The sequence below is a fragment of the Citreimonas sp. genome (assembly GCF_042096055.1).
GTDB lineage: Bacteria > Pseudomonadota > Alphaproteobacteria > Rhodobacterales > Rhodobacteraceae > Citreimonas.
Window position 1 is genome coordinate 1 of sequence record NZ_JBELMH010000113.1, and the last position, 7,260, is coordinate 7,260.

Sequence of the window (7,260 nt, forward strand, 5' to 3'; positions counted from 1 at the left end):
GCGCACGGCCGATCCGGCGTATTCCACCGCGTGGCCGCGCGCCCCGTCGGCGCCCCGTTCCGCGATCCAGGACAGGGCGATGTCCTTGGCGCCCACACCCGGCCCCAGCGCGCCGTCCACGACCAGCCGCATCCGCCTGGGCCGCGTCAGCCATACGGTCTGCGTCGCCAGAACATGCGCCACCTCGGTCGCGCCGATGCCGAAGCCCAGCACGCCGAACGCCCCGTGGGTCGAGGTGTGGCTGTCGCCGCAAACGACCACGCTGCCGGGCAACGTCAGCCCCTGTTCCGGGCCGGTCACGTGCACGATGCCCTGCCGGTGATCGTCCAGCCCGAACAGCGTGAACCCGTGCCGCGCCGCGTTTTCGTCCAGCGTGCGGACCATGCGCGCGATGGCGTTGTCGGCGATAGGCCGGTCGCGGCCGCGCGTGGGCACGTAGTGATCGGCGACGCCGAAGGTCAGTCCCGGCTCGGCCATCGGCAACCCGCGCTGCGCGATCTTGCCGAAGGCGTGGTGCGATCCTTCGTGCACGAAATGCCGGTCGACCCAGAGCAGATCCTTGCCGCTCGCGCCGGTGACGCGGTGCGCGTCCCAGATCTTGTCGATCAGCGTGCGGCTCATGGCACGTCGCCCCCGTCGGGCGGCACGACGACCGGCTCCCAGTGGCGGCCGCCGCCTTCGCCCACGCGGTCGAGCGTCATTTCCAGCCGGAACCGGTCTGGCCGGTAGAGCGCGGCGAGGTGCTCGACCCCGCGCCCGTCGGCATCTCGGGCCACGCGCACGAGCGATAGTAGCGGCGCCCCTACCGCCACCTCGAGCGCATCGGCCACGGCCGGCGCGGCAAGCGTGGCGCTGACCGTCTGGTGCGCGCGGTCCAGCCGCACGCCGCCCATCTCCATCAGCCGCAGCAGCGGTGTGGTGGCAAGGTCCGCCTCGGAATACCGCTGCGCGATGTCCTCGGGCACGTCGGTGGTGAGGTGCGAGAACGGCTTGCCCTCGATCAGGCGCACGCGGGTGGCGTGCTGGACGCGCTGCCCGGCGGTCAGGCCCAGCGCCTCGGCCACGGCGGGCGCGGGATCGGTATAGGCGAACCCCAGCAGCCGCGCGGTGGTGGTCTGTCCCATCTCGACCAGCTGCGGCATGAGCGACGCCATGTCCGCCCACAGGCTGACCCCGTCGCCCGAGCTGCGCCGCACCACCGTGCCGCTGCCCGCGCGCCGTTCGACCAGCCCCGCATGCTCGAGCGCGTCGAGCGCGCGGCGGATCGTGACCCGGCTCACGCCGTAATCCTGCGCCAGCCGGTTCTCGCCCGGAAGCGCCTGCCCCGGGGCGGGCCTTCCGCCCGCGATGGCATCCTGAAGCAGCAGGTAGATCCTGTGCGCCTTGCTGCCCTCGGTCAGGCTGATCTGATGTCGGTCGAGATGCACGAAAACCCTCCGTTGCGCCGGATCGTGTCGCCGTCCCGAACGTAAATCAAGAATTTTGTATGGTCCGGACGTCAAATTTTGTTCTTTTCATGCGCAATGACCTGTCCTATTCGTAATACAGGTTTCAGGAGGGGCAGGATGCCGGTCGTCACCGTCGATCTGATCGAAGGCTACGATGCCGACACCAAGGCGCGGCTGGGCGATGCGCTCACCAACGCGGTGCTGGGCGTCGTCGCGGCGCCGCCCGAGGCGGTCATCGTGCTGATGAACGACCATAAGCCCGACAGCTACATGCGCGGCGGCCAGACCCGACGCCCCGGCGATCCGCGGCCCGACCCCAAGGCGCTGGTGCGCGATTTCCTCTCGGCGATGGAGGCGCGCGATCTTGATGCCGCGCGCGCGATGCTGGCGCCGGGCTTCACGATGACCTTTCCCGGCGACGCGCGGATGCAGACGCTCGAAGAGCTCGTCGCCTGGTCGAAGCCCCGCTACGCCCGCGTCGCCAAGACCTATGACCAGTTCGACGCGTTGCAGGACGGCGGCACGGCGATCGTCTATTGCATCGGCACGCTGTCGGGCGACTGGCTGGACGGTAATCCCTTCGCGGGAATCCGCTTCGTGGACCGGTTCGAAATCGAAGAGGGCCGCCTCACGCGGCAGGACGTCTGGAACGACATGGCGGAGGCCCGCGCGCAATGAGCGACATCGACCCGATCACCCTGGCCGTGCTAGCCGGCCGGATGGAGCAAATCGCCGACGAGATGGACGCGACGTTGTTCCGCGCCGCCTTCAACCCGATCATCGCCGAGGCGCATGACGCCTCACACGGCCTCTACCATGCCGATACCGGCGAGACGCTGGTGCAGGGCAAGACCGGGTTGCCGATCTTCGTGGGCGTCATGGCCTTCGCCGTGAAGGCGGTGATCGACCGCGCGGCCGAGTTCGGCGGCCCGCAGGAAGGCGACACCTGGATCTTCAACGACGCGCATCTGGGAGGCACGCACCTGTCGGACATGCGCCTCGTCCGACCGCATTTCCGCGACGGCGCGTTGTTCTGCTGGCTCGCCTCGGTCGGGCACTGGCACGATGTGGGCGGCGCGGTACCGGGCAACTACAACCCGGCCGCGACCGAAGCCTTCCAGGAGGCCGTGATCATTCCGCCCGTCCGCCTGATCCGCAGCGGAGAGCTGCAGGACGACGTTCGCGCGATCCTGATGCGCAACACGCGCCTGCCGCTCTCGGCCGAGGGCGACCTGAACGGCCAGCTCGGCGCGCTGGACCTGGGCGTTAAGCGGCTCGACGCGCTGCTCGACGAATACGGCGCGCCCACCGTGTCTGGCGCGCTAGACGCCTTGGGGAAACGAGCCGAGGCGCTGGCGCGCGATGCCATCGCCGCCCTGCCCGACGGCCGGTGGGAGGCCGAGGATTTCCTCGACAACGACGGCATCACCGACATCGCGCTGCCGATCCGCGTGGCGATGGAGGTCAGGGGCGACCGCCTGACGCTCGACTTCACCGGGACGGCCGGGCTGGCGCAGGGGCCGATCAACATCGCGCGGCCCACGGCCATCGCCTGCGTCTACGTGGCGATCAAGCACATCTTCCCGACACTGCCCGCCAACGCCGGCGTGATGCACCCGATCGACGTGATCATTCCGGATGATTGCCTGCTGTCGGCCGACTTCCCCGCGCCCACCGGCGGCTATACCGAAACCATCCTGCGGATGATCGACGTGATCTCGGCCGCGGCGTCGCAGGCCGCACCCGACAAGGTCGTCGCCAACGCCTACGGCACGATCAACGCGCTATCCATCGCCGGCCGCCGGCGCGACGGGTCGCGCTGGGTGATGTTCAGCTTCTACGGCGGCGGGCATGGTGGCAGCCCCGAAAGCGACGGGCTAAACCACGGCAACGCGCCGATAAGCATGGCGACGATTCCGCCGGTCGAGATCCTCGAAGCTGCCTACCCGGTCGCCTTCCGGCAATGGGCGCTGCGCCCCGACAGCGCGGGTGCGGGCAAGCATCGCGGCGGGCTGGGCGCCATCTACGAGATCGAGGTGCTGGAAGAAAACGGCGCGCAGGCGTTCTTCTTCGGCGAACGCGGCCGCTTTGCCCCCAAGGGCGTGAACGGCGGCGGCGAGGCCGCGCTCAATGTGTTCTCCTACGAAGGAGCCGAAGGCTGGGCGCGCCCGCCGCTGGCGTCGAAGATGGTCGGGATCGGCCTGAAGCAGGGCGCGCGGGTGCGGCTGGAAACGCCCGGGGGCGGCGGCTACGGCGCGCCGGTGGACCGCCCGGCCGAGAAGGTCGCGCGCGACGTGGCCGCCGGGTTCCTGAGCGAAGACAAGGCGGATGCCGATTACGGCCCCGCGTGGCGGGAGGTGCGGGCATGAGCCGCAAGATGATCGGCGTCGACGTGGGCGGGACCTTCACGGACGTCTTCGCGCTGGACCTCGACACCGGGCGCGCGGGCGTCTCGAAGGTGCCCACCACGCGGCCCGACCAGTCGGGCGGGTTCCTCGACGGGATCCGCCACCAGGTGGACAGTTTCGCCGACGTGGTCAGCGTGGTGCACGGCACGACCGCCGGGACGAACGCGCTACTGGAACGCAAGGGCGCGAAGACCGGCGTCATCACCACCGCGGGATTCCGCGACGTGCTCGAGATGCGCCGCCGCGACCGGCCCCGGACGTGGGGCCTGCGCGGCGACTTCACCCCCATCGTGCCGCGCGAACGCCGGATCGAGGTGCCCGAGCGCGTGCTGGCCGACGGCACGGTGGAAACGCCGGTCGACGTGGACGCCGTGCGCGAGGCGGCGGAGACCCTGCGCGCCCTGGGCTGCGAGGCGGTCGTGGTGCTCTTCGTCAACGCCTTTGCCAATCCGGCGAACGAGGCCGCCGCCGTCAAGGCCCTGCGCGCCGCCTGGCCGAACCCCCACGTCGCCGCCAGCCACGAGATCCTGCCCGAGATCCGCGAGTTCGAACGCTTCTCGACCACCGCGCTCAACGGCTATCTCCAGCCCGAGGTGGCGGGCTACCTCGACCGGCTGGAACGCGCGCTCAAGGGCGACGGCTTCGGCGGAGAGTTCCTGATCGTGCAGTCGAACGGCGGCGTGATGTCGGTCGACACCGCCTGTCGCCTTCCCGTGCGCACGGCGCTGTCGGGCCCCGCGGCGGGCGTGATCGCGGCGGGATACATCGCGACCGAGGCGGGGTACGACAACGTCATCACCGGCGACATGGGCGGGACCAGCTTCGACGTGTCGCTGATCGCGGGCGGCGAGACGGTCCTGTCGCCGCAGACCTCGATCGATTTCGGCCTCGTGGTGCGCACGCCCATGATCGAGATCGCGACCATCGGCGCGGGCGGCGGCTCGATCGCGTCGGTCGACGCCGGGGGCCTGTTGCAGATCGGTCCGGAATCGGCCGGATCGACGCCCGGTCCGGTCGCCTACGGACGCGGCAACGACCGCCCCACCGTGACCGACGCCAACATCGTGCTGGGCCGCATCGACGCCGACCAGCCGCTGGGCGACGGGCTGGGCAAGCTCGACCGCGCCGCGGCCGAGGCGGCGATCCTGGAGCACGTGGGCAAGCCGCTGGGCCTCTCGGCCATGGACGCGGCCGAGGCGATCGTGCGCGTGGCGAACTCGGCCATGGCCGGCGCGATCCGGCTGGTCAGCATCGAGCGCGGCTTCGACCCCGAACGCTTCGCGTTCATGCCCTTCGGCGGCGGCGGCGCGCTCCATGCCGGCGCGATGATCGAGGAGGTCGGCATCGGCCGCGCGCTGGTGCCGCGCTATCCGGGCGTGACCTCGGCCATGGGGTGCGTGATCGCCGACATGCGCCAGGACTTCGTGCAGACCGTAGGTGCAATGCTCGACACGCTCGAGCCCGCGACGCTGGGCGCGCAGATGCAGGCGCATGCCGACGAGGGCCAGCGCCTGCTCGACACCGCGGGCGCCGATTTCGCCGAACGGCACGTGAAGGTCGAACTCGACATGGCCTATCTCGGCCAGACGCACACCGTTGCCGTGCCGCTCGACGTGCGCGTCATCGGCGGCCGGATCGAGGCGCCGTCCCGCGAGGCGATCCGCACGGCGTTCGAGGCCACCTATCGCGGTCTTTATGGGCGCACGCTGGCGAATCCGGCGCGCGTCCTGAACCTGCGCACCGCCGTGATCGGCACGCGCGAGAAGTTCGATCTTTCGACCCTTGCCCCGGCGCCCGATGCCACCGTCGAGACGGCCGAGCGCACGCCGCGGCAGGTCTATTCCGGCGGCGCCTGGCACGAGGCGCGCGTTCTCGACCGGCTCGACCTGCCGGTGGGCGCCGTGATTGACGGCCCCGCGATCCTGCAGCAGCCCGACGCCACGATCTTCGTCGAGCCCTGGCTGCGCGCCGAAATCGACCGTTTCGGCAACGTCGTCATCTCGCGAAAGGACCGGACATGACTCACCGTCTCGACCCCACGCGCTGCGCGGTGCTGACCATCGACCTGCAGAACGACTTCCTGCATCCCGACGGCGCCTATGGCCGCGCCGGGCAGGGATCGGACGCCATCGCCGCGCTGCCCGACCGGATCAAGCCGGTGGTGGAGGCCGTGCGTGCCACGGGCGGGCACTATATCTCGGCCCAGTTCACGCTGGTCCCCGGCCCCGACGGGCCGCTGATCGCGCCGCACCTCAAGCAGCTCCGCCCCTTCCTGACCACGGGCGATTTCGAACCGGGCGCTTTCGGCCACCAGCTGGTCGACGCGCTGCAGCCGGCCGATTTCACGGTCGAGAAGGTCGCCTATTCCGCCTTCTACCAGACGCGGCTGGAGTTCATCCTGCGCAAGCTGGGCATAGACACGCTGATCGTCGGTGGCATCGTCACGAACGGCGGCGTCGCCAGCACCGTGCGCGACGCGCATCTGCGCGACATCCACACCGTGCTGCTTTCCGACGGCTGCGCCGCCTTCCGGCCCGAGGTGCACGACGCCACGCTGGTCTCGCTCGGCTCGGTCACGCCGCAGCAGACCTGCGCGGACTTCCTCGCCCGGCCGGAGCTTGCCCCATGACCCTGCGCGACCGCCTGTCCCGCGATGACATCCTGATCGCCCCCGGCGTCTATGACGGGCTGACCGCAGGGCTGGCCGAGGCCGCCGGGTTCGAGGCGGTGTACCTGTCCGGAGCGGCGGTGGCCTACACGCGGCTTGGCCGGCCCGATATCGGCCTCACGTCGATGACCGAGATGGCCGACACCTGCGCGCTGATCCGCGACCGCGTCGCCCTACCGATCGTGATCGACGCCGATACCGGCTTCGGCAACGCGCTCAACGCGCAGCGAACCATGCGCGCCTACGAACGTGCCGGTGCGGGCGCGCTGCAGGTCGAGGACCAGACCTATCCCAAGCGCTGCGGTCACCTGAAGGACAAGTCGCTGATCCCGCTGTCGGAAATGGCCGGCAAGATCCGCGCCATGGCCGATGCACGCGCCAGCGACGAAACCCTGATCATCGCGCGCACCGACGCCATCGCGGTCGAGGGGTTCGACGCAGCGATGGACCGCGCGGGCGCCTATCTCGAGGCCGGCGCCGACGCGCTGTTCGTCGAGGCGCCCCGTTCGCGCGACGAGCTGTCGACCGTGGCCGACCGCTTCGGCACCCGCGCCGCGCTGATGGCCAACATGGTCGAGGGCGGCGTGACGCCGGTGTCCTCAGCCGAGGAGCTTCAGGCGCTCGGCTACTCGCTGGTGATCTTCCCCGGGGGCATCGTGCGTGCGCTGGCGAAGACGGCGCAGGATTACTACGCCTCGCTCCACGCCACCGGATCGAACAAGGCGTTCAAGGACCG

Annotated in this window: 7 protein-coding genes; 5 read left to right on the top strand and 2 right to left on the bottom strand. The window is 70.4% G+C overall.

Annotated features, from left to right (window positions below):
- Together ACFDTC_RS16605 and ACFDTC_RS16610 are read right to left on the bottom strand one after the other, a co-directional pair.
- The coding region (locus tag ACFDTC_RS16605; protein ID WP_375259994.1) for an aconitase family protein at positions 1-621 on the bottom strand (621 nt) is incomplete at its 3' end.
- Positions 618-1,427, bottom strand: a complete 810-nt coding sequence (locus ACFDTC_RS16610; protein ID WP_375259995.1) for a GntR family transcriptional regulator — start codon at positions 1,425-1,427, stop codon at positions 618-620. The genes ACFDTC_RS16605 and ACFDTC_RS16610, both read right to left, overlap by 4 nt.
- A gap of 138 nt (positions 1,428-1,565) precedes the next feature.
- On the opposite strand from ACFDTC_RS16610, the gene ACFDTC_RS16615 reads away from it, so the two are divergent.
- The 5 genes from ACFDTC_RS16615 to ACFDTC_RS16635 form a co-directional block, all read left to right on the top strand.
- A complete protein-coding gene (locus ACFDTC_RS16615; RefSeq protein WP_375258168.1) occupies positions 1,566-2,126 on the top strand; it encodes a tautomerase family protein in 561 nt (186 codons plus the stop codon).
- On the top strand, positions 2,123-3,817 hold the full coding sequence (locus ACFDTC_RS16620) for a hydantoinase B/oxoprolinase family protein (RefSeq protein ID WP_375259996.1): 1,695 nt from the start codon (positions 2,123-2,125) through the stop codon (positions 3,815-3,817). The genes ACFDTC_RS16615 and ACFDTC_RS16620 overlap by 4 nt, the downstream gene beginning before the upstream one ends.
- Complete coding sequence (locus ACFDTC_RS16625; protein ID WP_375259997.1) at positions 3,814-5,877, top strand: hydantoinase/oxoprolinase family protein; 2,064 nt, start codon at positions 3,814-3,816, stop codon at positions 5,875-5,877. Before ACFDTC_RS16620 ends, ACFDTC_RS16625 begins: the two co-directional genes overlap by 4 nt.
- Positions 5,874-6,485, top strand: a complete 612-nt coding sequence (locus ACFDTC_RS16630; protein WP_375259998.1) for a cysteine hydrolase family protein — start codon at positions 5,874-5,876, stop codon at positions 6,483-6,485. The genes ACFDTC_RS16625 and ACFDTC_RS16630 overlap by 4 nt, the downstream gene beginning before the upstream one ends.
- Positions 6,482-7,260, top strand: a 779-nt coding sequence (locus ACFDTC_RS16635; RefSeq protein ID WP_375259999.1) for an oxaloacetate decarboxylase, incomplete at its 3' end; no start/stop codon positions are given. The genes ACFDTC_RS16630 and ACFDTC_RS16635, both read left to right, overlap by 4 nt.

Coding starts and splice junctions, on each gene's coding strand:
- ACFDTC_RS16615 (WP_375258168.1), top strand. CDS start 1,566: ATGCCGGTCGTCACCGTCGATCTGATCGAAGGCTACGATGCCGACACC.
- ACFDTC_RS16620 (WP_375259996.1), top strand. CDS start 2,123: ATGAGCGACATCGACCCGATCACCCTGGCCGTGCTAGCCGGCCGGATG.
- ACFDTC_RS16625 (WP_375259997.1), top strand. CDS start 3,814: ATGAGCCGCAAGATGATCGGCGTCGACGTGGGCGGGACCTTCACGGAC.
- ACFDTC_RS16630 (WP_375259998.1), top strand. CDS start 5,874: ATGACTCACCGTCTCGACCCCACGCGCTGCGCGGTGCTGACCATCGAC.